Origin of the sequence: Thalassobius sp. Cn5-15, from assembly GCF_022347685.1 — a bacterium.
Classification (GTDB): Bacteria; Pseudomonadota; Alphaproteobacteria; order Rhodobacterales; family Rhodobacteraceae; genus Thalassobius.
Genome location: NZ_JAKRGF010000001.1, coordinates 673164 through 698955, shown reverse-complemented (window position 1 = coordinate 698955; position 25792 = coordinate 673164). Strand labels below are relative to the sequence as shown.

Annotated in this window: 23 protein-coding genes; 8 read left to right on the top strand and 15 right to left on the bottom strand. The window is 58.1% G+C overall.

Annotated features, from left to right (window positions below; all coding sequences use genetic code 11):
- Window positions 1-11: 11 nt before the first annotated feature.
- Window positions 12-1196, bottom strand: coding sequence for a glycine C-acetyltransferase (locus MHM86_RS03415; protein WP_239195720.1), 1185 nt, complete (start codon window positions 1194-1196; stop codon window positions 12-14).
- Window positions 1197-1313: 117 nt separating this feature from the next.
- On the bottom strand, window positions 1314-1880 hold the full coding sequence (locus tag MHM86_RS03410; RefSeq protein ID WP_239195718.1) for a helix-turn-helix domain-containing protein: 567 nt from the start codon (window positions 1878-1880) through the stop codon (window positions 1314-1316).
- Window positions 1881-2380: 500 nt separating this feature from the next.
- On the opposite strand from MHM86_RS03410, the gene queC reads away from it, so the two are divergent.
- The 4 genes from queC to queF are packed head-to-tail and all read left to right on the top strand — an operon-like array spanning window position 2381 to window position 4640.
- Complete coding sequence (queC, locus tag MHM86_RS03405) at window positions 2381-3082, top strand: 7-cyano-7-deazaguanine synthase QueC (RefSeq protein WP_239195716.1); 702 nt, start codon at window positions 2381-2383, stop codon at window positions 3080-3082.
- Window positions 3082-3435 (top strand): 6-carboxytetrahydropterin synthase QueD, encoded by a 354-nt coding sequence (queD, locus tag MHM86_RS03400; protein ID WP_239195715.1) that lies wholly within the window; start codon window positions 3082-3084, stop codon window positions 3433-3435. Before queC ends, queD begins: the two co-directional genes overlap by 1 nt.
- Entirely contained in the window at window positions 3432-4139 is a 708-nt protein-coding gene (gene queE / locus MHM86_RS03395; RefSeq protein ID WP_239195713.1) for a 7-carboxy-7-deazaguanine synthase QueE, read from the top strand. The genes queD and queE overlap by 4 nt, the downstream gene beginning before the upstream one ends.
- Before the next feature lie 36 nt (window positions 4140-4175).
- Window positions 4176-4640: a preQ(1) synthase gene (queF, locus tag MHM86_RS03390; RefSeq protein WP_239195712.1), complete on the top strand. Its 465-nt coding sequence runs from the start codon at window positions 4176-4178 to the stop codon at window positions 4638-4640.
- Window positions 4641-4776: 136 nt separating this feature from the next.
- Here queF and panB read toward each other — a convergent pair whose 3' ends face one another.
- Window positions 4777-5583 (bottom strand): 3-methyl-2-oxobutanoate hydroxymethyltransferase, encoded by an 807-nt coding sequence (gene panB / locus MHM86_RS03385; protein ID WP_239195711.1) that lies wholly within the window; start codon window positions 5581-5583, stop codon window positions 4777-4779.
- Window positions 5580-6437, bottom strand: coding sequence for a pantoate--beta-alanine ligase (panC, locus tag MHM86_RS03380; RefSeq protein WP_239195710.1), 858 nt, complete (start codon window positions 6435-6437; stop codon window positions 5580-5582). The genes panB and panC overlap by 4 nt, the downstream gene beginning before the upstream one ends.
- A 241-nt stretch (window positions 6438-6678) precedes the next feature.
- Between panC and MHM86_RS03375 the strand changes: the two genes are divergently transcribed.
- Both MHM86_RS03375 and MHM86_RS03370 read left to right on the top strand, forming a co-directional pair.
- On the top strand, window positions 6679-9189 hold the full coding sequence (locus tag MHM86_RS03375; RefSeq protein WP_239195709.1) for an FAD-dependent oxidoreductase: 2511 nt from the start codon (window positions 6679-6681) through the stop codon (window positions 9187-9189).
- 203 nt (window positions 9190-9392) lie between these two features.
- Window positions 9393-9641 carry a glutaredoxin domain-containing protein gene (locus tag MHM86_RS03370; protein ID WP_239195707.1) on the top strand — a complete coding sequence of 83 codons (249 nt, stop codon included), beginning with the start codon at window positions 9393-9395 and terminating at the stop codon, window positions 9639-9641.
- Between the two features lie 129 nt (window positions 9642-9770).
- On the opposite strand, the gene MHM86_RS03365 is transcribed toward MHM86_RS03370, so the two are convergent.
- The 10 genes from MHM86_RS03365 to MHM86_RS03320 form a co-directional block, all read right to left on the bottom strand.
- A complete protein-coding gene (locus MHM86_RS03365) occupies window positions 9771-10859 on the bottom strand; it encodes a Xaa-Pro peptidase family protein (RefSeq protein WP_239195706.1) in 1089 nt (362 codons plus the stop codon).
- 89 nt (window positions 10860-10948) lie between these two features.
- Complete coding sequence (locus MHM86_RS03360; protein ID WP_239195705.1) at window positions 10949-11287, bottom strand: carboxymuconolactone decarboxylase family protein; 339 nt, start codon at window positions 11285-11287, stop codon at window positions 10949-10951.
- 96 nt (window positions 11288-11383) lie between these two features.
- The gene (locus MHM86_RS03355) at window positions 11384-12043 is read right to left on the bottom strand and encodes a DUF938 domain-containing protein (protein ID WP_370644012.1); all 660 of its coding nucleotides are present in this window, start codon (window positions 12041-12043) and stop codon (window positions 11384-11386) included.
- Window positions 12044-12216: 173 nt separating this feature from the next.
- Window positions 12217-13485 carry an AAA family ATPase gene (locus MHM86_RS03350; RefSeq protein WP_239195704.1) on the bottom strand — a complete coding sequence of 423 codons (1269 nt, stop codon included), beginning with the start codon at window positions 13483-13485 and terminating at the stop codon, window positions 12217-12219.
- A 24-nt stretch (window positions 13486-13509) separates the two neighbouring features.
- Complete coding sequence (cpaB, locus tag MHM86_RS03345; RefSeq protein WP_239195703.1) at window positions 13510-14331, bottom strand: Flp pilus assembly protein CpaB; 822 nt, start codon at window positions 14329-14331, stop codon at window positions 13510-13512.
- A gap of 60 nt (window positions 14332-14391) precedes the next feature.
- The gene (locus MHM86_RS03340) at window positions 14392-14913 is read right to left on the bottom strand and encodes a prepilin peptidase (RefSeq protein ID WP_239195701.1); all 522 of its coding nucleotides are present in this window, start codon (window positions 14911-14913) and stop codon (window positions 14392-14394) included.
- Window positions 14914-14987: 74 nt separating this feature from the next.
- Window positions 14988-15164 carry a Flp family type IVb pilin gene (locus tag MHM86_RS03335; protein ID WP_239195699.1) on the bottom strand — a complete coding sequence of 59 codons (177 nt, stop codon included), beginning with the start codon at window positions 15162-15164 and terminating at the stop codon, window positions 14988-14990.
- A gap of 529 nt (window positions 15165-15693) precedes the next feature.
- Window positions 15694-16644: a type II secretion system F family protein gene (locus MHM86_RS03330; RefSeq protein ID WP_239195698.1), complete on the bottom strand. Its 951-nt coding sequence runs from the start codon at window positions 16642-16644 to the stop codon at window positions 15694-15696.
- Between the two features lie 13 nt (window positions 16645-16657).
- The gene (locus MHM86_RS03325) at window positions 16658-17647 is read right to left on the bottom strand and encodes a type II secretion system F family protein (protein WP_239195694.1); all 990 of its coding nucleotides are present in this window, start codon (window positions 17645-17647) and stop codon (window positions 16658-16660) included.
- Complete coding sequence (locus MHM86_RS03320) at window positions 17640-19139, bottom strand: CpaF family protein (RefSeq protein ID WP_239195691.1); 1500 nt, start codon at window positions 19137-19139, stop codon at window positions 17640-17642. The genes MHM86_RS03325 and MHM86_RS03320 overlap by 8 nt, the downstream gene beginning before the upstream one ends.
- 302 nt (window positions 19140-19441) lie before the next feature.
- Between MHM86_RS03320 and MHM86_RS03315 the strand changes: the two genes are divergently transcribed.
- Both MHM86_RS03315 and MHM86_RS03310 read left to right on the top strand, forming a co-directional pair.
- Window positions 19442-20731 (top strand): response regulator, encoded by a 1290-nt coding sequence (locus MHM86_RS03315; RefSeq protein WP_239195689.1) that lies wholly within the window; start codon window positions 19442-19444, stop codon window positions 20729-20731.
- A gap of 3 nt (window positions 20732-20734) precedes the next feature.
- Window positions 20735-22984 carry an ATP-binding protein gene (locus MHM86_RS03310; RefSeq protein WP_239195687.1) on the top strand — a complete coding sequence of 750 codons (2250 nt, stop codon included), beginning with the start codon at window positions 20735-20737 and terminating at the stop codon, window positions 22982-22984.
- A 64-nt stretch (window positions 22985-23048) separates the two neighbouring features.
- Here the strand turns inward: MHM86_RS03310 and MHM86_RS03305 are convergent, their stop codons facing one another.
- Entirely contained in the window at window positions 23049-25610 is a 2562-nt protein-coding gene (locus tag MHM86_RS03305) for a hybrid sensor histidine kinase/response regulator (RefSeq protein ID WP_239195685.1), read from the bottom strand.
- Window positions 25611-25792: the final 182 nt, after the last annotated feature.

Here is a 25792-nt window from a genome sequence, read left to right as displayed (position 1 = left end):
GTTGGGGCGCATCAGATCACCCCCAACTCTTTGCCGACCTTACCAAAGGCCGCCAAAGCGCGATCCAGTTCCGCGCGTGTCAGCGCGGCGTTCATCTGGGTTCTGATCCGCGCTTGCCCGCGCGGCACCACCGGGAAAAAGAAGCCGGAAACATAGACGCCTTCATCAAACAACCGCGCCGCCATCTCTTGCGCCAGTTTTGCTTCGCCCAGCATCACGGGGATGATCGGGTGTTCCCCGGGCAAAAGGTTAAAGCCCAAGGCTTCCAGTCCTGCACGCCAGTATTTTGCGTTTTCAAACAGTTGGGCGCGCAGATTTGCGCCGTCCTCTACGAGACGGATCGCTTCGATCCCTGCGGCCACGATAGACGGCGGCAGGGAGTTGGAGAACAGATAGGGCCGCGCCCGCTGCCGCAGAAGGTCGATCACTGGCTGCGGCCCGGCGATGTAGCCACCAATAGCCCCCCCAAGTGCTTTGCCCAAAGTGCCCGTCAGGATGTCCACATCAACGCCGAAGTGATCCGGCGTGCCCGCCCCCCGTGGCCCCATAAAACCGGTGGAGTGGCAGTCATCTACCATCACCACCGCGTCATAGTCTTTGGCCAGTTGGGTGATCGCTGGCAGGTTGGCCAGATAGCCGTCCATTGAAAACACACCGTCGGTCGCGATCATAATATGGCGCGCGCCCTCATTGCGGGCGTGTTTCAACGTGTCCTCCAGCTCTTTCATATCATTGTTGGCGTAGCGGTAGCGCTTGGCCTTGCACAGGCGCACGCCGTCGATGATCGAGGCATGGTTCAAACTGTCCGAGACAATCGCATCTTCCGGTCCCAGCAGCGGTTCAAACAGACCGCCGTTGGCATCGAAACAGGCGGCAAACAAAATGGCGTCATCCTTGTTCAGAAACTGCGCCAGTTTCTGTTCCAGCGTGCGGTGGATATCCTGCGTTCCGCAGATAAACCGGACCGAGGCCATGCCGAAACCCTTCGGCGCCATCGCTGATTTGGCGGCGTCTATCAGCGCCGGATGATCGGCCAGACCCAGATAGTTGTTGGCGCAGAGATTGATGACCTGTGTGTCGCCCACAGTGATCTCACCGGCCTGTGGGGATGTGATCATCCGCTCACGCTTATAAAGACCCTCTGCCTCGATCTGAGCGAGAGTGTCCGTGATATGGGACAAGAATGCGTCTGACATGTGCGACCTCCAAGAATGAGATGCACATCTATCATAACGGAAGAGATTCTCAAATACAAGAATTCGACATTGCGGACAAATTTCCGTCACAGCGGATTTTGGCGTGCAATTCGAGGCTCAGGTATTTTTTACAATCAGGAACACCCGTGCCGGACCGTCAACCGCGGCGATACTATGGGCCACATCCGCCGCATAGCGTGCTGTATCCCCCGCTTGCAGCACCTCATCTGCCGTGCCGGAGATCACCCGAACGGCACCGTCCAACACGGTCATCTGTTCATTGGCCCCGCGCGAATGCGGTTGGCTGTTCAGTGCGCCGTCGGCTCGGAGGGTGATGTCATAGACTTCATGTCCACCAGCCTCCTCAGGGGGCGACAGGATCTTGATCCGACAGCCAATTCCCATGTTTTCTATGGCGGGCACCTCGGTGTGACGTAAAACTTCAATGCGGTCCGTGGTTTCCGTATCCTCCAGCAGACCAGCGAAATCCACCTGTAGGGCGCGGGTCAGGTTCCAGAGTGTTGAAATCGTCGGGCTGCTTTCACCACGTTCGATCTGACTTACCATAGAGCGGGACACACCGCTGAGGTTGGCGACCGCTTCCAATGACAGCCCCCGCTCGCGGCGCGCGTTTTTCAGCCGGGCAGGCAAGAGAGTAAGGATTTCATCTGGGTTTTCCGGCATCACGGGCGCCTTCAAGCTGTCTTGTCTTTGGCTCTTCTTACATGTTTTTGCAGATCTCCGCTATACAGGATTCCGGTTTTGCGGATGTGTTTCCGGCTTTGCCGCGCGTCATCATGCAGGAATGATGTCCACCATCCCGGAATTTGGGCCTGTGCGCGTGCCCCCGGATCAGGCCCGGATCAGGCCCGGATCAGGGCGGTGACCACGCCGATGGGGACGTTTTGATTTTTTCATTTTATGAACACGGTGCCGTTCGAAGCTGCGGGTTTTACAGTGCCCGCTGTGGATGGTTGGCTAAGTATTTGGTGCACAGATACTTTTCCGCTTTGTCTGAGGTGAATGTATGTAGCGCTGCCCTCACCTGGCCATTGCAAAGCACGATAAAATAGGTGTGAGGCAGCGCACATCGCATCGCCCGCCTGTTGCCAAGGTCCTAACTATTGGATAACAGCCCGCCACCGGTCGCAGCCTACCCGGTCACCAAAACAAGGACTGACAATATGAAAACCCTCGTTATCTGCTCTGGCGGGCTCGATTCCGTGTCGCTGGCGCATTCTATTGCCAATGATGGCAACCTTTCGCGTCTGGTGTCCTTTGACTACGGCCAACGCCACCGCAAAGAGCTGGATTATGCCGCCGCCTGCGCCAAGCGTCTGGCGGTGCCGCATCAGATCATCGACATGCGCACGATCGGTGCAGCGTTGACTGGATCGGCGCTGACCGATGACATTGACGTGCCGGATGGTCACTATGCCGAAGACACGATGAAAGTGACCGTCGTTCCGAACCGCAATGCGATCATGCTGACCATCGCCTACGGCATTGCTGCGGCCAATGGTGACGAAGCTGTGGCCACTGCGGTGCATGGCGGCGATCATTTTATCTACCCTGACTGCCGCCCAGCGTTTACCCAGGCGTTTGATACCATGCAGAAGGCGGCGCTGGATGGGTATGCGGACGTGTCGCTGCTGACGCCTTTTGTGCATCGCTCCAAGGCTGATATCGTCACCGAAGGTGCCCGTGTCGGGACACCCTTTGCCGACACTTGGTCCTGTTACAAAGGCGGCGCACATCACTGCGGTCGTTGCGGCACCTGTGTGGAACGGCGCGAGGCCTTTGATCTGGCGGCGGTGGCGGATCCAACGGTTTATGCCGATTCCGATTATTGGCGACAGGCGATTGCCGAAAAGGAGGGGGTGTAATGTACCGCATTACCAAAGAGTTCCACTTCTCTGCCTCACACCAGTTGAGCCATCTGCCCGAAGATCACCAATGCGCTCGCCTGCATGGGCACAATTATGTTGTGGTTGTTGAGCTGGCAGCGCGAGAGTTGAACAGCGATGGTTTCGTGCGCGATTATCACGAACTGGCACCGCTGAAATCCTACATCGACGACACTTTTGATCATCGTCATCTGAACGATGTGCTGGAGGGACCGTCGACTGCCGAAAACATGGCGCGTCACTTTTACGACTGGTGCAAAGAACGCTGGGCGGAGGTGGCAGCAGTGAAGGTTTCGGAAACCCCGAAAACCTGGGCCGAGTACCGACCATGACCCTGCGCATTGCCGAAATCTTCGGGCCGACGATCCAAGGCGAAGGCGCCCTGATTGGGGAGCCAACCGTGTTCATCCGCGCCGGTGGCTGTGACTATCGCTGTAGCTGGTGCGATTCCCTTCATGCGGTGGACAGTGCTTATCGCCACGACTGGGCTTTGATGACAGCGCAGGCGGTCTGGGATCGGGTGCGCGATCTGTCGGGCGGGCGTCCGTTGACGGTGTCGATCTCTGGCGGCAATCCAGCGATTCAGGATTTCGCAGAGGTGATCGCACTGGGGACCCGCGAAGGTTACCGGTTCGCCTGCGAAACCCAAGGCTCAATCGCCAAGCCGTGGTTTGGCAGCCTCGATACGCTGGTGTTGAGCCCAAAGCCACCCTCCAGCGGCGAGGTGGTGGATTGGGCGGCCTTTGATATCTGTCTTACGCAGGCCGCAGGATGCCCGACTGTGGCGCTGAAAATCGTGATTTTTGACGATGTGGACTACGCCTGGGCGCGCGAGGTGAGTGCGAAATATCCGCAGCTGCCGCTTTACGTGCAGCCCGGGAATTCCGAAGTGGACCCCCTCCAGCCAGTAGATCTGCAAGCCACCACCGACCGGCTTTTGTGGCTCATAGAGAAAGTCACCGGCGATGGCTGGTTTACCCCACGCGTGCTGCCGCAGCTGCATGTGCTGGTCTGGGGCAACAAACGTGGTGTCTGAGCCAAACCATCAGCGCCAAAACAGAGGAGAGATCTGATGACGCAGTCGATTTATAGCGATCTGAAACAGCTGGGCGGCGACACTGTTATGCCTGCAAGCCCCGAAGAGGCGGTGCTGGAACGGGTGCAAAACCCGCAGGCCGACGTGGCCTATAACGTGCGCTTCACCGCACCGGAGTTTACTTCGCTCTGCCCGATGACGGGGCAGCCGGATTTTGCCCATCTGGTCATTGATTATGTGCCGTCTGAGTGGCTGGTGGAAAGCAAATCGCTGAAGCTGTTCCTTGGGGCGTTCCGCAATCACGGCGCTTTTCACGAAGATTGCACGGTCTCGATCGGGCGCCGTCTGGTCGAATTTCTGGAGCCACAGTGGCTGCGTATCGGTGGCTATTGGTATCCGCGTGGTGGCATTCCGATCGATGTATTCTGGCAAACCGGCCCGCTGCCCGAAGGGGTCTGGATCCCCGACCAAGGCGTGCCGCCTTACCGCGGCCGTGGCTAAACGCCGTTAGGATGGTGTGACTCCGCGGGAAAACTTGGGGCCAGCGAAAGTTTCATCGCGCTTTAAAGCTCCCGGCTAACTTTCCCCAGTTCAGTTTCTTCTGTGGAAGGGGGGAGTTCCCCCCTTCGGCATGCGTTTAGTAGGTGTGTTCCTTCGCCGGAAAGGCGCGGGATTTGACCTCGGTTGCGTAGTCCGACACGGCCTGTTCAATCGCAGGGCCAAGGTCGCCGTATTTCTTTACAAACTTCGGCGTCCAGGCGTTTAGGCCCAGCATATCTTCCAGCACCAGAATTTGACCGTCACATTCCACCGATGCACCGATGCCGATGGTGGGGATGTCGATCTGTTTGGTGATCTTTGCCGCCAATGGCTCCACCATGCCCTCCAGCACCAGAGCAAAGGCGCCTGCCTCTGCCACCGCTTGCGCGTCGGCTTCGTGCTGGGGCCAGCTGTCTTCGTCGCGGCCTTGGGTTTTGAAACCACCCATCACGTTGGTCGCCTGGGGCGTCAGACCGATATGAGCCATCACCGGAATGCCGCGTTCAGTGAGGAAACGGATAGTCTCGCTCATACGCGCGCCGCCTTCCAGTTTCACCGCGCCGCAGCCGGTTTCCTTCATGATGCGGGCCGCGTTACGGAAGGCCTCTGACGGGCTTTCCTCATAGGTGCCAAATGGCATGTCCACCACGACCAGCGACGACCGGGTGCCGCGCACCACTGCTTTGCCGTGCATGATCATCAGATCCAGCGGTACACCCAGCGTGCTTTCCATGCCGTGCATCACCATGCCCAGACTGTCGCCCACAAGAATGAAGTCCGCGTAAGCGTCGACAATCGCGGCCGTATGCGCGTGGTAGGAGGTCAGCGAAACAATCGGCACGCCCCCTTTGCGGGCGCGGATTTCGGGGACGGTGGTGCGGCGGATCTGGCTTTGCTTGCTCATGGTGTGAGGACCTTTTGATCAATCAGAAGAACGTCGGAGAATTGCACTGACAACATGACAGCGACGGATTGGGTGAGGGCGCCGTGCAGGTTTTCCAGCGTTTCTGGCGTCACCGTGTCCAGCCCCTGCAGGCTGGCGCGTGGTTCCGCATCAATGCTGTTGGCGATCATATCGCGCAGGTCCTCTACTGAGGTGCCGGATTTGACCAGAACGGCGGCGGCGTTGAGGGTTTGGGACAGCACCACTGCAGCGGCGCGATCCTCTGCCGACAGGCGTTGGTTGCGCGAGGACATGGCCAACCCATCTGCCTCACGGCAGGTGGGACCAGCGAGGATTTCGACTGGCATGTGCAGATCGGCCACCATGCGTTTGATCACCTGCAGCTGCTGGTAGTCCTTTTCGCCAAAGACCGCGACATCGGGCTGCACGATATTGAACAGGCGGGTGACAACCGAAGTGACACCGCGAAAATGGCCGGGTCGCACCGCACCGTGCAGGATATTTGCAAGGCGGGTGGTCTCTACAATGGTTTCATGGCCCGGTGGATAGATGGTTTCTACATCCGGCAGGAATACCAGATCGACGCCCGCTGCCTCTAGCATCGCCAGATCGCGGGCATCATCGCGTGGATAACTGTCCAGATCAGCGGGCTGATTGAACTGCGTCGGGTTCACAAAGATGGAGACAGCAACGGCGTCCGCGTTTTCCTGAGCCTGTGCGACCAGTGACATATGCCCGTCATGCAGGGCGCCCATGGTTGGCACAAATCCCAGTCGTTTTGCACCCTCAGGGCTAGCGTTCTTAACAGCGCGTGTTGCAGCGCGCATCTCGTCTACTGTGCGGCAGATCTGCATGCCACGCCTCCCTTATGGGTCGTTCATGGGACCGACCGTCAAAACTCGCCACAAAGGCACCGTATATTTACGGTGTTTATGCGGTTGCAACAAGGGGTAGGGACGTAACGTCGGTTCTTTTGCGGCGAGGTGTCGTTTTCCCACGATTAGAGGTCGGCTGGGCAGGGGGCGCTAGCTGTGGGAATCGGCATGATGATTGACAATCAACACATACTACTTGCGTCCATCGGAGAGACCTTAAATGAAAACCCAAGTGAAAGCACTGGTTGTTGGCGGCGGTGCCGTCGGGACCTCGATCGCCTATCACCTTGCCAAAGCAGGGTGGGATGACGTGATGCTGATCGAGCGTGACGAACTGACCTCCGGCTCGACCTGGCACGCTGCCGGTCTGCTGCCGCTGTTCAACATGTCCTACGCGACGACCCACATCCACAAATACTCTGTCGACTTCTACAAACAGCTGGAAGAAGAGACCGGTCTGAACGCAGGCTTCGCTGTTGTGGGCAATCTGCGCATGGCGCAGACCGAAGAGCGTATGGACGAATACCGCCTCTATGCCTCGATCGCAGACACCTGTGACGTGAAATACGAATGGCTGACCCCTGAACAGATCAAAGAGCGTTGGCCGCTGATTGAGACCGGCGATCTGAAGGGTGCGATCTACCACACCGAAGATGGTTACATTAACCCCGCAGACGTGACCCAAGCGATGGCCAAAGGCGCCCGTCAGCGCGGCGTGGAAATCCACCGCAAACTGCAAGCGGATGAATTCCACTGGACCGGCACCCATTGGGAAGTGACCTGCACCAAAATGGTGGAAAAGGGCGGCAACCTGATCGAGTCCGACGAGAAAGTGGTCATCACCGCAGAGCACGTCGTCACCGCATCCGGCAACCACGCACAGCGCACCGCAAAGCAGCTGGGCATCAAAATGCCGGCCATTCCGGTGGAGCACACCTTCATCGTCATGGACCAAGACCCTGAGCTGGTGAAATGGCGCGAAGCTGGCAACCCCGAACACCCCGTTGTGCGCGACGCGGACAACGAATCCTACGCCCGTGAAGAGCGCGGCGGCTGGATCCTGGGCATCTACGAAAAAGATGCGCCTGCACGTTTTGAGCACGGTGTTCCCGACAGCTTCCGTGCGGACCTGTTCCCGCTGGATCTGGACCGGATTGCTGATCAGTACATGGCGATGGCCGAACGTGTGCCGTCCTGCGCTGAATCCGGTCTGAAAGACGACTTCAACGGCCCGATCTGCTACACTCCTGACGGCAACCCGCTGGTGGGTCCGGCACCGGGTCTGCGCAACATGTGGCTGGCAGAAGGCTTCTCCTTCGGTATCACCGCCGCAGGTGGCACCGGCTACTATCTGGCACAGATGATGGTGGACGGCGAGGCCGAGATCGACATGGCGTCGCTCGACCCGAAACGCTACTCGTCGAACTGGATGACTACCGAATTTGCCGCGCGCAAAAACGAAGAGTGCTACGAGCACGTCTACATCCTGCACCACCCCGACGAAGAGCGCCCCGCAGCACGTCCGCTGCGTACCTCGCCTGCATTTGACCGCCAGAAAGAGCGCGGCGCGCAATTCGGCTGGGTCAACGGCTGGGAACGCCCGAACTACTACGGTCCGCTGGACGCTGCGGACAACTTCGACGAAGAAAGCCGTTCGTTCCGTCGTGGCAAATGGTGGCAGTACGCTGTTGATGAAGCAAAAGCGATCCGTGAAGGCGTTGGCCTGATCGACGCAACCGCCTTCACCAAACACGTGGTCAAAGGCCCCGGTGCAACCCAGTTCCTGGACTGGCTGACCTGTAACAAACTGCCCAAAGTCGGCCGCATCAACCTGACCTATGCGCTGACCTCCGCAGGCACCACCCGCACCGAATACACCATCGTGCGCAACGGTGAGAACAACTACTATCTGGTTTCGGCAGGCGCCTGGACCGAGTATGACGCCGATTTCCTGCGTAAAGCGGCCGAAGACAAGATGGAAGAGTTCGGTTACATCGAGATCCAGGATGTCACCACCCAATGGGGCGTCTTCGCCATCGCAGGCCCCAAGGCGCGCGACGTTCTGAAAGAGGTGATTGTGGATGCAGATCCCGAAACCGCCCTGTCGAACAAGCGTTTCCCCTGGCTGTCGGCCCGTCAGATCGAATTGGGCATGTGCCCTGTGAACGCGATCCGTGTGGCCTACACCGGTGAACTGGGTTGGGAACTGCACCACCCGATCGAAATGCAGAACTACCTGTTCGACCTGCTGGAGAAAGCCGGTGAGAAACACGGTATGAAGCTGGTCGGCGCCCGCGCCCAGAACTGGCTGCGTCAGGAGAAATCCTACCGTGCCTTCGGCAACGAGCTGGGCCGCGACGCGACCCCGGCAGAGGCAGACCTGCCGCGCTTCATCGACTTGGAAAAAGACTTCCAGGGCAAAGAGGCGATGCTGGAAACCGGTGTCCGCTTCAAGTGCTGTACCCTTCTGATCGACGGTCCGGATGACGCGGATCCCTGGGGCCGTGAGGCGCTGTTCACTGAAGACGGTCAAACCCGCGTGGGTCGTCTGACCTCGGGCGGCTATTCGGTCGCGTTCGAGAAGTCGATCGGCATGGGCTACCTGCCGCCGGAAATGGCTGTAGAAGGCACCAAGGTGAAGGTGAAGATCATGGAGCAGCTGTGGGACGCCGTCGTCACCTGCGACAGCCCCTACGATCCGAAAAACGAAACCATCCGTGTAAACGGCTAATAGGTTTCGACCCATGGGGCGCGCCTTTGAAAGGTGCGTCCAACTCAACCGGTCACGCTTTGCGCGGCCGGTTTTTCTTTTTTAATTAGTAGCTTGAGGTCAATGTTTCATGTCTTCACGCGCCGGTGTGGCGATGTGAGGCGGCGGGGCTTGTGAGGGCGCAAGCGGCTTCCTTTATAGGCTGCAACAAAGGAGTTCTCAAAATGCCCAAAGCCACCCTTCACCGTATGGAACTGCCCAAATACACCTGCAGCTATGGCATCGCTGCGCGCGATTTGCTGCGCAAAGAGGGGTTCGAGATCGAAGAACATGTTCTGCGATCCCGCGCCGCGACTGATGCGTTCAAGGATAAGCACCACGTCGCCACCACGCCGTTGATTTTTATTGATGGGAAGAAGATTGGTGGCTTCACCGAATTGAAGGCGCATCTGAAAGCATCAAAGCGGAAGTAATCAACCGCCCGAAATTGAGTGTTGCGCCCTGACGGCAGCGCGCGGCCTCCGGTGGGGATATTTTGGGAACCGTGACAGTTTCATCGTTCTCTAAATATCCCCCCGGGCGGACAGTCCCCTTCGTCTGTTTTACAGCATGTTGCGTGGGAGTTCAGAGAAGACCTGATTGCCGTCTTCGCGCAGGATTACGATCTCTTCCAACCGGACGCCGAATTTGCCGTTGATGTAGATGCCGGGCTCGATTGAGAAGACATTACCTGCCTCCAGCACATGATCGGATCCGGCGACGATATAGGGTGGTTCATGCACGTCGATGCCCAAACCGTGGCCAGTACGATGCAGGAACTGTGGCCCATATCCGGCGGCGGTGATCACGTCCCGCGCCGCTTTGTCGATCGCGCCCGCTGTGACGCCGGGTTTTGCGGCGGCCAATGCGGCCTGCACGGCGGCCTCCACCGTTTCAAACACCTTTTTATACGCTGCATCCGGCGTACCGAAGAAGCCGCAGCGGGTCATATCGGAGGGGTAGCCATTGAGGCGGCAGCCGGTGTCGATCAGCACCGCCATGCCGTCTGCCAGCACCGTATCGCCCGTGTGGTGATGCGGGAAGGCGCCGTTGGCGCCGAAGCCGACGATGGTGAATTCGGGGGTGGCGCCATTGGCCTTGTAGTGATCGCGGATCACGTTTTGCACGTCCCGCTCCGTCATGCCTGCCTTTAGACTGGCAAAGGCCAGTTTGACCGCTTCGTCGTTCAACAGATGCGCGGCTTTGATCGCGTCGTATTCCGCGCCATCCTTCATCGCGCGCAGACGTCCCACCGTATCCTCGGTAAAGCGGCGTTCGGGGGCGTCCATTGCATCCAGCAGGCGCAGGGCAAAATCAGCCCGCATGGTTTCATCCAGCACCACGCTTAGGCCCGCACCGGTGGCATCGCAGGCGGCCAGCAGGCGATCCAGCGCCGCCGCTGGGCCAGTATCATCAGACCATGTTTCAAAGGGCAGCTTGGTCATCTGACGCGCTGCATCTGCGTTTAATACGGGCATCAGAAAGCCAGCATGGGTCTGGCTGACAAGCAGCATCACCGGGCGTTCATCGCCATGCGGGTTCACGCCCGACAGCCACATCATATGGCTGGAGGGGCCAAGTACCACCAGATCCGTTTCAGTGGCAGTCATCGCTGCGCGCAGGCGGGTCAGGCGGTCGGAATAGAGCGACATGATATGAGTTCCTTACGGGGGCAAAGGCTGTATTGACCCCGTAAGAAGTGCCGTTTCGTGGCGGGATTGTCCAGTGTCGCAGGCGCGTGTTACTTGGCGCTTAGTTCGTCAAAACATTCCAGCGCCTTGCTGGCGTACATCATCGACGGGCCACCGCCCATCTGGATCGCCATCGCCAGCGTTTCGCCGACCTCTTCACGGCTGGCACCCGCGCGGATCAGGGCGTCAACATGGAACATGATACAGGGTTCGCAGCGGCTGGCGACCGCGATGCCGAGGGCGACGAACTCTTTCGTCTTATGCTCCAGCGCGCCGTCACCTTTCACCGTTGCGCCCAATGCGCCAAAGGCTTTGGTGGTCTCAGGGATGGCACCGTTCAGGTTGCGCAGTTGCGATTTGATGTCGGTGAATTTGTCGTTCCAGCTCATTGATCTTCCTATTCGCATGGTGTTTTTGGAATATGTGAAGGCAAGACCATGTTTCGCCCATGCTGCACTTTGATCTGTGTCAGGCGGGGCGATTTTTCAGCGTTTGGCGACGAAGGCCAGATTGTTTGCGGGCATGTCGACGCGACTGATCAGTGACAAGCCGCTCTCGTCGATCCAGCGTTCGACGTCTTCTACGTTCTTATAGCCTATGGTGGGGTCTTGGGCGCGCAGGCTGGCATGGAAACGGGCGTCGCCCTCTGATGTCGGCTGACCATCCCGCAGGAATGGGCCGTAAAAGATGAAATGCCCGCCAGTGTTCAGCGCCTGAGCCGCCTCGGTGATAATCGTCTGAGCCGCAGGGGCAGGGATCAGATGCAGGAGGTTTACCAGCAGGATCAGTTTCTGACCGCTATGTTGTTTGGACCACCCCACGGCAGTGGCGTCCAAGGGGATTGCGGACGCCATATTTGCGAGATCGTTGCCATGGCCGTCAATCGATGCACGGCGCACCTCTTCAGGTTCCGTCGGCTGCCAGTGGATATGGGGCAGGGCGCGGGCCAGTGCGGCGCAGTGTTCACCTGTGCCGGAGGCGATTTCCAGCGCCTTGCCGCTTTGAGGTGCATATTCGCTGACCAGCGTCACAATAGGGGCCATGTTGCGTGCGGCTGAGGGGGCAAAGAGCCGCCCGCGCTGGTCGGGCGCGTTCATATGCGGGCTGTCGGGCAGAGTGAGGTTTTTGGGTCGTGGTGATGTCATGGCGCGGCTCCTGTTGTCGGCGAGCCTAGCGTCGGACACAGCTTTTGACCACGATTTACCACGCGGATCGGTGCCGACAAGGCCCCCACGGCCCCGCCGACACCGACGCCTCAGGCATCACCGCACGCATGGCGCGTGGTGATGTCCCCCCCAAGGAAAGTGTATGCCTTTTGTTAGTTGTTGCCTTTGCCCCGTTTGAAGAAACGCAGACCAACGGCTGCCTCCCCTGGATTACTGAGGCCGCTGAGGCCGGTTGCCAGTTTGCCAAAGGCCTGTCGCTGGGTGCGGTTCTGTTTGTGTTGGGCCACCAGCGTGCCGTTGTTATCGGCGCTGCCATATTTTGCGGCGTCAAACATCAGTTCCACATGGTCCTCAACGCCCAAGGCCTTGACGAAGTCAGTTGGCTTAATCTCTGGCCGTTTGGGCTGCTTGATCTGGTTGAGAACCAGATGTGGTTTCTTTTCCCCGATGCGGATCGAGGCCAGCATTTCAATCAGCGAACGGGTGTTGCGCAGGCTGGCAAGATCCGGCGTGGCCACCAGTACCACCTCATCTGCCAGATAGAGCGCTTTACGCGTCAGCGGGTTCAGGGTCGAGGGCAGGTCAAGAACCACATGAGGCGCCAGAACACGGACCAGATCCATCGCGTATGCCAGTGCCTCTGGATCCAACTCTCGGTCTTGTTGATGATTTTGCGGTCCAGCCAGCAGGCGCAGCTGATCGTCGTAGGTGATCAACAGACGTTCCAGTTTCTGATCGTCCAGCTTTTCGGAATTGGTGATCGCACCGACCAGATCCTGTTCGGGATTGCGGTTGAGGCACAGGCCAGCAGTGCCGAACTCGAAATCGAGATCCACCAGAATGGACTGCGCTCGGGCCTGTTCGCCCAGCATCCAGGCTGCGTTATGGGCAATGGTCGAAGACCCAGCGCCGCCACGGGCACCGATCACGGCGTGAATACGGCCGAGATGCACCTTGTCAGGATCGCGGAACAGTTCAAACAGCGCGGTGACCAGCAACGGGGCGGTCACAGGGGTTTGCAGATAATCCGCAACGCCCTGACGGGTCAGTGCGCGGTAAAGCGCGATGTCATTTGAGGGGCCGATTAGCACCAGTTCGGTGTCCACGCGGCACAGTTGCGCCAGTTCATCCAGTTGGGTGAACAGCTTGGTCGGGTCGTCATCGACCTCTACCACCAACAGATCGGGACTGTCGGCCTGTTGATAGGCCGCGATCGCCTGTTCCATGCCGCCGCTCATCAGCTGGCAGCGTACACGGCTTAGGTGACGGCTGGCCTGCATCTGTTGCAGCGCATTGCGGGTCTGTGGGGTCGCCGCAAAGGCATCGCAGGTCATGGCGGGCAATCGACCAATGGCTGGCCGCATGCCCCCGATGTTGTCGGGATCGGCGGGATCCGCTGTGAATTTGGTGAATATCTTCATACCGTTTACCTCGGGGGGATAGAGTTAGTTCAGCACGACGATTTCAGATACGCCGCCCCGCGTGACCTTGACCGTGCGAGGGGCCGCTTCGGGCTCTTTTTGCTCGGGGATCAGGGTGGCGACTTCTTCTTTCTTCGGTTGGATGACGGCGTTGTCATCCACAGAGCGCAGCAGCAACGACAGGTTGCCGCTGGCTTCCGCCGCGATGACCTGCTCGGCATCATCGGGCGAAAGTTCCAGTGTGGCGGTCTTGCCCAGCAGCACAGTGCCGCCGGATTCGGGGCCTGCCCCCGATTGGTCGATCGCCAGAACACGTACGTTTTGCAAAATCGTATCGGTAGACATCCGGGTGCGACAGCGAACCTCATCTTCGCAGCGTTGGGTCAGCAGGATGTCGACGCGGTTGTTGGGCAGGATAAAACCGCCCGCGGTTTTAGCGGCGCTGACGGAAATGGCCACAGCACGCATGCCGGGCGACAGGAGGGACGAGAGGTAGCCCTGTCGGGTGTCGGAAAAACTGTCAGGCAGAACCGGTTGTCCAGCGAACAAATCCATCCGTGCGATGGTTCCAACCGTTGTCTCCAGCGCGTCCGGCGCATCCTTTGAGGATACCATACCAGAATGCAGCGCATTGCGGGGCCAGTCGATCCAGCCCAGATCCTCTGCCGTCAGTTCGGCACCTTGGACAACGGGTCGGGTGGCGGCCAGAACCTTCAGTGTCTGGGCCTCTTGTACGACAACGGGGGCAGTTGCTTGGTCTTCGCCTTTTGGGCTCGACATGTTGACCAGCAGCGTGGCCGAGCCACCGCAAACAAGAGCTGTCACAATGATTAACGATCGGAACATAGGTACGCCCTCAGATTAGAGGCCTCCGCAGCGGAGGAGAGACAAGATGTAACAGGCGGGTCAGATAACTGAGGACACCCAAGGGGAGGCGGGCAACAACAGCACAGCTGCTGCAGCAACCGCATATCCACCAAAACCATAACGGCGGGAATTCTCAGGTTTTGACCCAGAAACTCGGTTTTGCCAGCCCTTTGGTAGACAAACAGGCAGACAGACAATCAGCAGCGCAAAACCAGCAGTGATCAGCGCCGACAGAAACAGCAGGTTCAGGACCTGTGGTGCCCCTAGCCAGAGGCAACATACGGCAGCGTATTTTGCAATCGCGCTGCCGCCTGTTTCAGACAGCCATCCCAGCGTGTTCAACAACAGCCCGGCGAACAACACCATTGCGGCAGCAATCAGGCTGGTGGTGATTTCTTCGCGGGTCCAACCGGCGGCGGCGGCAACACAGAGGTAGCAGGCCAAGAGCGCCAGGATCAGCGAATTTGGGATGGTCATCGTTCTGATGTCCCGGAACGCAGCGATTGCTGCTAGGGCGACGAAACCGACCAAGGAAACGAGAGCAAGGTTGGATAAATACATGCCTGTCTCCTTACTGGGGTTGGGGGAGCCGGAAACAGCCACCCCCGGGACATCAGAAACCGTTGGATGATCGTTTAGGATTCATCCGCCGACAGCGAGTCGGAGATGGTCGTGAAAGTGGTGTCCAAGTTTCCCCCCAGGGTGGTCAGGGCAGTGATGGCAACCACGGAAATCAGGCCAGCGATCAGCGCGTATTCAATTGCGGTCGCGCCGGATTCACCTTTGGCGAATTTGGTCAGGAACTTTTTCATGGGACTTTCCTTTCAAGGTTTCCGGTAACTCGTAACCGGGGGGACAGAATATGGTGTCGCTCATTGGCGTTTATGGGTTACGGACGGTCCTCAGACTGGGTAGGTCCGAGACTGCTCGAGTGACCGTCCGTTGAAGATGAGAATGCCCGATAAACAGTGTTCGCGAAATTCAGCCGGATACCCTAGGACGTCGCCAGAATTGGGGGAGGTGGCTGAGATGCCAAAGTCGCTATACCCCTATACTTTAGCCGATATCCCGCCTGCAAAGGGTCGCATAGATCGCTGTTTTTAATCTGAAAAAATGATCTCGATCAACTGGCGGACGACTCGACCTACACCTAGGTCAGTGGGAAAAGTCCGGTCGGAATCGCGACGAATCTCACAGCAGAATCACCCGTTTGGGCCCTCCCGAAAGGGGGGAATAGGTGAGATACGGAGCCGTATGGTCACGGTTGGATTGTCAGAGGTGCGGGCATAGAAAAACGCCCCGAACCATTGTCCGGGGCGCTGTGAGTGGCTGATGGGGCGCTTAGCCCTGAATGATCTGGATGATCGCAGGTGCAATGATGATGACGAATAGGATCGGCAGGAAAAACACGATCATTGGCACGGTTAGTTTCGGCGGCAATGCTGCAGCCTTTTCTTTGGCGCGCTCCAGTCGCAGATCGCGGCTTTCCTGTGCATGCACCCTAAGGGCACGACCCAGATCGGTGCCATATTTTTCTGTTTGTTTCAGGGAGCCGACCACCTGACGCACAGGATCCATTCCGGTTCGTTCTACAAGATTATCAAGTGCTTGCGTTCGATCCTGAAGGTATGAAAGTTCCAGTGCGGTTAGTGAAATTTCCTCAGCCAGTTCTTTGGACTGCATGCCGATCTCTTCGCTCAAACGGATCAGTGCGGCGTCAATGCCGTAGCCCGATTCAACACAGATCAACAACAGATCCAGCGCGTCCGGCCAGGCGCGTTGAATTGACAGCTGGCGTTTGGTGATCCGGTTGCTGACGTACATCCGCGGCAGCAAAACGCCCAGCACCACACCACCACCGCCTAGCATGGCGATATTGGGCAGCGTCCATTCCTTTTCAAAGATTACCACACCGTAGAACAGAACCACCGCAGCCATCGCGATCGGCATCACGATAGAGATCATCACGTAGATCCCCAGCGCGTTGTTGCTGCGCAGCCCAGCCATCCGCAGTTTCTTGAGGATAGCGGTAGATTGCGTGCCGGCCAGTTTGGCAAAGACATTGACCTGCTGGCTGGTGCGTTTGCCGTTTGTCAGCCCAAAGGACGCCATTAGCGATTTCTTTTGCTGCATCGTCTGGGTGCCGCCATGTTCAATGGCAACTTTGGCAAGACGGCGTTGCAGGTTTTCCTTTTTCAACAACGGCAGGGCCAGTCCCAGAACCACCAGAAATCCGGCAAAAGACAACAGGAGGATCGCCATAAGTTGGGGAGAGAGGTTTGCGATATTCATAGTAATCAACCCTTTATACGTCGAAGTTGATCATTTTTTTCATCACCATAATGCCGGTGAACATCCACAGCGCACAGCCCGCAAGGATCAATTGGCCCATACGGGTTCCCAAAAGGACGTTGATATATTCAGGGCTGAGGTAAAACAGTGCTGCCGCCACCAGCATCGGCATTGCGCCGATCATCTGACCTGACATCTTGGCCTCGGACGACATGGTTTTGATCTGCGCGTCCAGCATTTTGCGCCCCCGCACCACCAGCGACAGGTTGTTGAGGATCTCACTCAGCGACCCGCCAGAACGACTTTGCACGGCCAGCACAATGGCAAAGAAAGAGGTTTCCGGCAGCGGCACACGGACCGCCAGCCGGTGGGCTGCCTTATCCAGCGGCATGCCGACGGATTGATCGTTCAGCAGCATCTGGAATTCGCTGCGCACGGGCTCCTTGGTCTCATTTGCGATCGTCTTCAGACATTCATTCAGCGGCAGACCGGCGCTGACCCCGCGCACGATGATATCCAGCGCGGCAGGAAATTCGTCCGAAAACCTTTTGAGCCGCACCTTGGTGGCGCGCACCACATAGAAATAGGGCAGTGACAACCCCAACACTGCAGACGCCGCTGCAGCAATCACCGGATTGACCTGCATCCCCATCGCCAGTGCCGCAAAGAGACCGAGGGCGGTGACCATGCAGACCAGGACAAACTTTCGCTTTGACCAATCAAGCCCCGCTTGTTTCAGCTGCGTCTGGAAGGTTGCTTTGGCCTTGTTTCCGTCTTTCATCGCGGATCGGATCTGACGGCGGCGCAATTCGGCATCGATAGCATCGGTGCCGGGCGCAGCGCGGCCATTGCCGCCGCTGACACGGTTGATCCGCTTCTTCAGGCGGGTGTCATTGGCGGTTTCTGATGACCCCAGCATAAGTGCAACCACCAGCACAAAGACGGAGAGGAAAATTGCTGCCTCCAGCAGGAGGGCCTGATTGGTCTGTAGGAAATCAAACATGATGCATGTCCTCCATCCCGCCGTCCTTCGCCTCGGCCGCGCGCAGAGCGTTGGTCAGATCATCCGCGCAACCGAAGTAACGCGCACGGTCCCAGCATTTCGGACGGCTGATGCCGCAACTTTGGTGGACGCCGATAATTTTGCCGTTCTCATCTTCGCCAAGGATTTTGTAGAGGAACAGATCCTGCGTGGTCAGTACATCACCCTCCATCCCCAGCACCTCAGTGATATGAGTGATCCGGCGCGACCCGTCGCGCAGACGCTGCGCCTGTACGATCACATCGACGGATGACGCGATAATTTCGCGCAAGGTGCGCACCGGCAGGCGCGATCCGCCCATGGTGATCATTGCCTCCATCCGCGACATGGCATCACGGGGCGTGTTGGCGTGGACCGTGCCCATAGATCCATCATGGCCAGTGTTCATCGCCTGCAACAGGTCGAAAGCCTCTGGCCCCCGTACCTCACCCACGATGATACGTTCAGGGCGCATCCGCAGACAGTTTTTCACCAGATCACGCATGGTGACCTCGCCGGTGCCCTCCAGCGATGGCGGACGGGTTTCCAGACGCACAACATGGGGCTGTTGCAATTGCAGCTCCGCCGCGTCTTCGCAGGTGACGATGCGTTCGGTGGTTTCAATGAAACCGGCCAGACAGTTCAGCAGCGTCGTCTTGCCCGAACCTGTACCGCCGGACACCAGAATGTTGCAGCGCACGCGGCCAATGATTTTCAGGATTTCGGCGCCTTCAGGGGTGATGGAACCAAAGTTAACCAGATCTTCTAGGGTCAGGGAATCTTTGCGAAACTTACGAATGGTCAGGGCTGTTCCATCAACGGCCAGCGGGCCTGCAATCACGTTCACCCGGCTGCCATCTGGCAGGCGTGCGTCACAGATCGGGCTGCTTTCATCGACGCGACGACCCACCTGTGACACGATGCGTTGGCAGACGTTCAGCAGCTGCCGATTGTCCTGAAACCGGATCGGTGTGCGCTCCATTTTGCCGGCGACTTCGATATAGATCGGGTCGGTGCCGTTGACCATGATATCGGCAATATCATCGCGTGCCAGTAGCGGTTCAAGTGGTCCGTAGCCCAGAATATCGTTGGTGATGTCGGCGATCAAATGCTTCTGCTCGCTCTCGGAGATTACCTCTTTCTTCACCGCCAGAATGTCGGTGACGTAGTTTGCAATCTCACGTCGTTCCTCACCTTCGCCCATCTGTGCCAGTTGGTTGATGTCCAGCATAGAGATCAGGGTTTCCATGATCTCTGCCTTCAGCTTGTAGCGCGCACTATCCGCCTCAGAAGGTTGCGGTGATCGGGCGTCGGCCTTGCCTTTGGGGATTACCTTGGTGTCAGGTTTCTGCGCCACTGGGGCTGGTTGAGCGGGCGCTTCTGCGGCAGGGCGCGGCGCGGGGCGCGGTTGTTCTGGGGCAGGGGCCGGACGGCTGGTCTTTTTGGGGGCGGAACCGGTTCTTTTGCCGAACATGGATAACCTCAAACGCTGGGACAACAAGCAATGGAACAAGCGCAAATGCGGATTGCGCTGCCGCAAGTTTGTTCGAAGATGGCGTCGCTCGCAATTCATCCGGCTGGCCTAACTGCGCTGTCTATTCTGTGCGGGATTAAGGCGGGGAGGCTGCTAAAAAGTATGTAGGCCACTGCCGAATGGAGCCGTCCGTCAGACCTATGCGCTGGCGTATGTCGGGGTGCTTTGCGCTACTGTGATGGGGAAGATTCGTGACGCGATGCACATCGCAGCCTAAACCCGATCAAGTGACGGACCCTGACATGACCGATATGCCCAACGATTTCCACGCCGCGCCTGCGTCCGGAACGCAGCATGCGGGTCTGCGTGTTCTGGTTTTGTGTGACGGGGCAGAAGCGGCGATGACCATCACACCGGACGGGCCTATTTCACTACGCCTGGCGCACAGTTGGTTTGATGTCTTTCAGGTGCTTGCGGCCGAACATATCGACGTGTTGGCTCTGGAAAGTTTTGGCGAAGAAACGCTGGAAGGTGATCATTTCGACAAGGCATTCAAACAGGCTCCTGATCTGCACATTGCACTGGTGGCAGAAGATATTGATCCGGTGCTGGCGCGGCTGGCGCTGCGTAAAGGCGCCAATGGTATCATTCTACATCCCGCACCGGTTGCGGTGCTGGACACACCGCTGCGCATGGTGGCTGAGGGCAAGATGTTCATTGACGCGACCCTCGCCGGTTGCCTGCTGGAACAGACGGGTGTTGCAGGGGCACAGGATCAGCCGTTGATCTCGCTCAGCGATACGGTGGCGGTTGTCGCGGATGATGACGAATATTTTCGTATGGCACTGGCGACGATCCTATTGGAAAAATTTGGGTTTCATGACGTGTATGAGGCCAGTAATCTGGAACAGGCCGAACAGCTGATCGCCGGCTGTGACCGTGTTGATCTGGCGCTGTTTGATCTGCGTATGCCGGGGATGGACGGGGCTGCATCATTGGCGCAGCTGCGACAGTCCTTTCCGGTGGTGCGCAAAATGGCGGTTGTCTCTGCCAGTCAGGACCGCAACGATGTTTTGCAGGCGCTGGCGGCGGGCACTTACGGTTATGTCTCCAAGGCTGAGGGTGTCGGCGAATTGAAAATGGCGCTGTCGCAGATCCTGCAGGGTCGCATCTATGCGCCCGCGTTGCTGCATGAACCGCCTGAGGACGTGCTGGAAGAGGTTGCGCATGGCGCGCCTTCGGTGGTGCTGAGCTTTGCCAGCGGCGAGGCGGTGGCACTGGGCGAGGAGGCCGCCGATCTGGCCGAGGCTGCGCGCTACGTGCCTGACCATGTTCAACCTACAGGTCTTGCGTCGGCAGAATGTACCGATGATGTCGCGCCACAGGAATGCACCCTGTCTGACCTGTCACCGCGTCAGCGCCATGTGCTGGAACTGTTGATCAAAGGCATGTCCAACAAGGAGATTGCGCGCGAAATGAACCTGGGGATCGGTACCGTCAAGGTGCATGTCACTGCATTGTTTTCCAAGCTGGGGGTGTCCAATCGCACCTCGGCCGTGGCTGTTGGGGCCCCGTTGTTACAAGGGGGATAAGGTATGAAACCATTTTCCGCGCCAGACTTGTCTGCCCCAAATGCTGCCGGGGCGTCTCACGGGTTTGAACCGGTCGACACCCAGACGGATGCCTCTGACGCAGGGGTATCTGTCGGTGCCAAACTGGACCGTAAGTTACGCAGTTCGGTGACCAAGCTGTGTTTCGCCGCGCTGCTGGCAACCGCAGCGGTGTTTCAGCTTTATATGCTGGTGCAAAGCGTCGCCAATGGGACGCAACAGATCGCTAATGCCAGTCGTGGAGCTGGGGTTTTTGCCACAATTTCGCATCAGGGCGACGGTTTGCTTGATCTGATCACCACCCGTGCCCCGCGTGATGCACAGCAGGCGCTGGCACAGCGTCAGATGATCCTTGATGGCACCCGCGATACGGTTGCAGACCTCTCCGCTCACCTGCCCACGGGTGGTCAATTGGCTGTGCTGCAACGCGCCGCCGATCAGCTGCTGGCAGAGGCGTCGCTGACCGCCCGCACAGTGCAGGGCCCAGGGGAAACCGGTCTTGTGGCGCTCCAGCAGCAGGCCGCTGATTTCGCCGCCTTGCAAGTTTCCATGAACACGCAGGCGCAAGGGCTTGCACAACAGCATCTGGAGGCGTTGGCGATGGATACCCGTCAACGCGTGCTGTTGATGGTTCTGGCGCTTGCGGGAACGGTGTTTATGTTATCCAGTGTCCTCGTCTCTGGCCTGCGTGAAATGGCCCGCCGTCAGGAAATTGAGCGTGAATTGCACGCTGCCATGGCAGAGGTTGATCAGGTCAACAAAGCCAAAACACGGTTCCTGTCCACCGTGACCCATGAAATTCGCACGCCTCTGAACGCGATCCTTGGGTTTTCCGAACTGTTGGGCCGCGAACCGCTGAGCGCGGATCAGAAGCAACAGGTTTCACGGCTCAACAGCGCCGGCCGTACCCTCAGCCGGATCGTTGATGATGTGCTGGATCTGTCGCGGATCGAAGAGGGCGGGCTGGATCTGCGCGCAGAGGCGTTTTCACCCAATGAGCTGTTCCGCGAAACCATCGACCTTGTCTCCGTGCATTCACAGGCGAAGGGGTTGGTTCTGACGAGTGAGGTTTCGGCAAAAATGCCGCGCGCACTGGTGGGCGATAGCCTGCGCTTGTCGCAGGTTCTGCTAAACCTCCTGAATAACGCGATCAAATTCACCGCAGAAGGTTCGGTCACGTTGAGGGCGGATGTGCGCCTCTATGATGAACACGCCCGTTTGCGCATCGAGGTGCAGGACAGTGGTATCGGTATCGCACCCGAAGATCAGGCGCGGCTGTTTGACCGTTACGCACAAGCCGCCGATGGGCTAGAGGCACAAAACAATGGCGGCACGGGTCTGGGATTGGCGATCTCTCAGGGTTTGGTGCAGGAAATGGGCGGTCAGCTGCAGGTGCATAGCACGCCGGGGCAGGGCGCGACCTTCTGGTTCTACCTTGATCTGCCTGTTGCTGATGCCCGTACTGAACTGCCGGTTGCGGTGCCGGAACTGTCGGTGCTGAATGCGGCGGCGGAACGGATGATGCTGGTGGATGACAGTGCTGATACTGGCGAACTGGTGCAACGCATCATGGGGCGCGAGGGCATTCATGTCGAACTGGTGACCAACCCGCTGAACGCTCTGGCGCAGGTCATGCAGTATCATCCAGACGTGATCCTTTGCGATATGCAGATGCCTGAGTTGAGCGGTGTGGAGCTGACCCGCAAAATTCGTGCCCTGCCTGCGCCGTTTTGTGATGTGCCGGTGATTGCCTTTTCTGCCACGTCAATGACATCAGAGATCGAACAGATGCTCGCTGCTGGGGCCAATGCATTTATTGCCAAGCCGTTCCAGATCACCGATCTGGTCGCAGCCATTAGTGGCGTTCTGACTGCCGCTGGAGTGCAACACGGTGAACGTGCGGCAGCACGGCGTACAGGGCACAGCTTTGCCGAGGTGGAGCAGATGGTGGAGATGATGGGCAAGGCCTGGGTGCAGAAATTTCTGGGTCGGCTAAGTGACCGTCTGAATGCGATGCTGCAAGATGGGCAATCCCGTAGCGATCGCATGGCTATGGCGCATCGTGTGGTGGCAGAGGCCGGTCAGATCGGTGAAAAGGATTTGGCGTTGGCCGCGACATCGCTGGAACAGGCGCTGCGTGATGGGGCAGACACCTCTATCCATGAAGCGCATTTTGCGAATGAAGCGCGCGCTTTCCTGTCGCGTCTGCCGCTGTTCAATTTACGTTTTGGCTGAGGAGGCACCGCGCGGCGAACCTCATCTGGTGGCCATCCGGTGCCGCCGCCTGCCAGAGCAGGCCTCAGGCGCTTTTGCTGATCTGTATGGGGTCTGCCGCCAGTTGATCCTGCGCGGCCTGCCAGCCCTCAAAAGACGACAGTTCATAAAGAAGGTGGCGGATCGATAAAGGTTTGGCCAGAATGCCGTTGGCGCCGCGGGTCAGGATGTCATCACGGCTGGTGGCACCAGCGGTGAGGCCAAAGAGAGGCCCGTCAAATCCCGCCTGACGCAATGCCTGAGACAGGGCAACCCCGTCCATTCCCGGCAATTCCACATCCGTCAGGATCATATCCGGTGCCAGGTCGTGGAGGCGCTGTAGCGCCGCTTCGGCGCTGGCCAGATGGTGTACGGTCTCAAACCGGCGTAGCAGCTGGGATTGAGTAATTTCCGCCACCAAGGGGTTGTCTTCTACCAGCAGGATGGTTTTGGCGATTTTTTCCAGTTCTGCGGGTTTGGGTGCCACTGGTGCTGCTGGGGCGGCCTTTTGTATGGGGAGTTTCACCTCAAACCGTGCGCCGCCCCCCTGCGCGGGGCAATAACTGACGCGACCGCCCATTTTGTCGACAAACAGTTTGACGATATAAGTGCCCATGCCGCTGCCTTCTGCCTCGGAATGCACGCCGTGGGTTTTGCGGTTGAAGGGGCTGAACAGGCCGGGCAGCAGCGCTGGCGGAATGCCTTTGCCGTCATCCTCGATCACCCAGCGGCCTTGCAACTGACCGCCGTTGTCCTCTTCGCTATAGCTGATGGTGAGCGTATGCGCCTCGGAATGTAGAATGGCGTTGCGGATCAGGTTGCCCAACACCTGATGCAGGCGCCCGACGTCCAGAATGCGGTCCTGTTCGTCCTCCAGATCACAGGCGATGCGGATGCTGATAGAAGATGCTTCTGCGGTGCAACGGTAAACCTCACTCAGATGTTGCAGCACTTCGGCGGGGTTGAACCGTCCCTCGCTGGCGGGCAGCAACTCTTCATCGCGTACCACGCTGCCCATATCGTCCATCAGGCTGAGGAATTGTTGCAATACGCTATCAAATCGCGGTCCCAGATTGTCCCAGTCCTGCGTGTCATTCATCTGTTCGGCCAGCATTTTCAGCAGCGCTGCAGGGGTGCGCAGTTCATGGCTGATCAGGGCAAAGAGTCGGTGCTGGCGCTCTTTGTTGGCTTCCAGTTGGCGCAGGGTTTCGCGCAGGGTGGTGCTGGTCGTGTGCAATTCGGTGATGTCGGTCAGGGTGCCGATGGTGACCAGCCCGTATTGCCAAGAGGTTTCAGACACACAGTGCAGCCGGTAAACGTGATACGGCGCACTTTCGCTCCATTGCGGGCCGTCTGCAATGCGGATGATTGCGGCCTGCGGCTCGGGAGAGTGGTTCGACAGAATTTGATGCAAACGCTCTGCGTCCTTGCGGGGCATGCGCCGCAGGGTTTCTTCAAGGGTGGCATTGAAGGTGCGTTGCGGTGCCATCTGGATGATGTCATCCATCCAAAACCGCTGCAGGCGGGCGTTGAAGAGAAAGCGTCCGAATTTAGAAAATTCATATGAATTCCATAGTTTGTGACGCAAGGCTCGACTGCGCAACACCCGGGCTCGCTGATTGAACAGGATCAGGTCAAACAGCGTCAGCAGTGCCAGAAACGTGGCAAAGATCAGGTAATCCTCTGCCGCATTCAGCGTCTCATCCGGCAGGGCCAATCGTTGCAGGATGAAACCAGCCAGTGTCATCTGCAGCGCTGTCGTCACCGGCAGCAGGAACCGCAACAAGATCGCAAACATTACCGTAAAGACCCGTTCGGTCTGCCAGCCCAGCGATTTATCCAGCAGACCCAGCAGTAGAAACATTGCCAGAACTGGTAGCAGTTTCGGCAGATCAGGCATTTTCAGCGGATAGATTGACAGCACCAGCAACATGGGTGTGAAAATCGCAACCATAATGGCCTGGCTCAGCCCCAGAAGTGCGATATCTGTGATCGACGAGGTGCCATAACCGAATTGATCAATCGCAACCCATCCCAGCACACCGGCATAAAGTGTACCCACCCCCAGCAGAGTCAGGAACATGGTCGCAGAGAGCGACACATCCAGCGCCGGCTTAAAGCGCCCGCGTGACAATAACGGTTCCAACCGGCGTACAAGGGCGCTGGTGGCGATGCCGAAGATGGCGTTAATGATCAGGCTGATCAGGGTGAATTCCAGCGGATCAAAGGCGGCAGTTTGAAATGTGCCCTGCTGAAAGCCCCAATAACACGATCCCAGATGGACCAGAACAAAACTGGCGGCAAAGTAGCCGCGTTTGTTGGGGGAAAACAGGGTGAACCCCACCAGCAGCAGAATCGTTGCCGGATGGGGCAGGTTGCGCACTAGCGTAAAATCCAGCGTCGAAACCAATGTGCGTTTGTCGCAATTGATGAAACACATCAACGCGGTAAACCCAACCAAAACCAGAAAAAGAAGAGGGAAATTCTGGTCCAGACGCGCCCGTGTGGCGGAGACCTGCGGTTCCTGTAGCATCGCACGGATCAGCGGACGGTCTGCTTCTCCTCCGACATTTGGAAAGTTGTCGTTTATGTCTGTTCGCAGACGCAACGTTTTGCCTCAAAAGTGTTTGGTTTAAAGTGATTAGCTAATCACTTCAAACAGCCTTTAGGGTTTTGGGGTCTGCATTTTGCCGTTCAGTCAAGCGTCTGACAGTACAGATGCAGATCGCCTGGCGACCTCGTGTCACACCAGTCTTGCGAGAATCTGCACGCGTGTCTAGCACTAAGCGT